The organism is Micromonospora sp. ATCC 39149, from assembly GCF_000158815.1.
In the GTDB taxonomy this organism is placed as follows: Bacteria; Actinomycetota; Actinomycetes; order Mycobacteriales; family Micromonosporaceae; genus Micromonospora.
Genome location: NZ_GG657738.1, coordinates 1,454,418 through 1,455,714, shown reverse-complemented (window position 1 = coordinate 1,455,714; position 1,297 = coordinate 1,454,418). Strand labels below are relative to the sequence as shown.

Here is a 1,297-nt window from a genome sequence, read left to right as displayed (position 1 = left end):
TGGGGCGGGATAAAGTTCTAGGTCGGCCATCGCGGTCAGGTCGGCCGTGCGTCATCCGTGGGGAGTGGGCAGTGAACGAGGCGCGGACGCCCGAGGTTCCGGCCGGCGACGGCCCCACACCGGCGGTGGCTGAGGCAGCCACGGAGGCGGACACCACCCTGGTGGTGGTGACCGGCGTGTCCGGTGGCGGGCGCAGCACCGTTGCCCGGGCGCTGGAGAACGTCGGCTACTACGTCGTCGACAACCTGCCCCAGGCGCTCATGCTCGACATGGCCGAGCTGGCCGTCAGGGCCGGCGGCGCGGCCCGGCGTACGGCGATGGTGCTGGACGTGCGCTCCCGTGCCTTCTCCACGGACCTGGCCGGGGCGATCCGGGAACTGAAGGACCGGGGTTTCTCCCCCCGGGTGGTCTTCGTCGACGCCGACGACGAGGTGCTGATCCGCCGGTTCGAGAGTGTCCGGCGCTCGCACCCGTTGCAGGGTGAGGGGCGCCTCGCCGACGGCATCGCCGTGGAGCGGGGCCTGCTGGAGGAGGCCCGCGATCAGGCCGACGTGATCATCGACACCAGCCACCTGAACGTCAACCAGCTACGCCGCCGGATCGAGGAGCTGTTCGGCGGCGAGGACGCCCGGCGGCTGCGGATCACCGTGCTCTCCTTCGGCTTCAAGTACGGCCTTCCGCCGGACGCCGATTTCGTCCTCGACGCCCGGTTCCTCCCGAACCCGTACTGGGTGCCCGAGTTGCGGGAACACACCGGTCGAGAGGAGGCGGTCAGCGCGTACGTGCTGGGCCAGGAGGGCGCGGACACCTTCGTCGGGACGTACGCGGACCTGGTCAACGCCACCACCGTCGGATTCGAGCGGGAGGGCAAGCGGTACCTGACCGTGGCGGTCGGCTGCACCGGCGGCAAGCACCGCAGCGTGGCCATCGCCGAGGAACTGGCCGCCCGGCTGCGCCACTCCGGCCTGGCGGCCAATGCCCAGCACCGCGACCTGGGACGGGAATGACGCCGCCGACAGAATCGCGATCACCGGGCGCGGGGGCCGACCGGGTCGGTGTGCGACGGGACGCCACCGGCGAGTTGCGAGAACCGGTCGGTGTGCGGCGGGACGCCGCCGGCGAGTTGCGAGAACCGGTCGGTGTGCGACGGGACGCCGCCGGCGAGCTGCGAGAACCGGGCGGTGCGCTGGGGGACCGGGCCGCCGGGCGGCGTGCCCGGGTGGTCGCCTTCGGCGGCGGGCACGGCCTGTCCGTGTCCCTGCGGGCGCTGCGCCGGTGCGTCCCCGAGCTCGACCTG

Annotated in this window: 2 protein-coding genes; one reads left to right on the top strand and one right to left on the bottom strand. The window is 72.9% G+C overall.

All coding sequences use genetic code 11. From position 1 onward, the window contains the following. The first annotated feature begins 71 nt into the window (after window positions 1–71). Window positions 72–1,007, top strand: coding sequence for an RNase adapter RapZ (gene rapZ, locus MCAG_RS05855; protein ID WP_369751304.1), 936 nt, complete (start codon window positions 72–74; stop codon window positions 1,005–1,007). Window positions 1,008–1,027: 20 nt separating this feature from the next. Here rapZ and MCAG_RS05850 read toward each other — a convergent pair. Continuing rightward, window positions 1,028–1,297 (bottom strand): hypothetical protein (locus tag MCAG_RS05850; protein WP_036372497.1); only part of this gene is annotated, 270 nt, incomplete at its 5' end.